Genomic DNA, 305 nt, shown 5'->3' with positions numbered 1-305 from the left:
CTGTTTCAACTGGCGGCGCAGTGGGCGGAGTCTCAGCAGCGGGTGCGGGCAGGTTCTGACTTTGCAGGAAGGCACCGAAACCGTCGGCTGCCGTAGGGGCGGGCTCAGGTGGCGGGGCGGCGGAAATCGGAGTGGCCGCTGCCTCTTGCTTCACTGCGGCTGGGCTCGCTGTGTTCGGCTCAGTGGTCCACGCGTCCGTCATGCCAGCACCGGAGCGCGTCACCTCGGAGGCGATGACCCGGCGTTTGACAATGCTGAGGTGAACACCGCATTTTTTGCAAAAGGTGGAAACAACGAGGCGCGGG

Annotated in this window: 1 pseudogene; it reads right to left on the bottom strand. The window is 64.9% G+C overall.

Features of this window, described 5'->3' with window-relative positions:
• Positions 1-305, bottom strand: a pseudogene (locus tag PSV43_RS15875) (hypothetical protein); the annotation flags it as partial.

The organism is Prosthecobacter sp., assembly GCF_029946185.1.
Lineage (GTDB): Bacteria > Verrucomicrobiota > Verrucomicrobiia > Verrucomicrobiales > Verrucomicrobiaceae > Prosthecobacter.
Note: the sequence above shows the minus strand (reverse complement) of the source record. Positions and strands in the feature narration are given on the sequence as shown.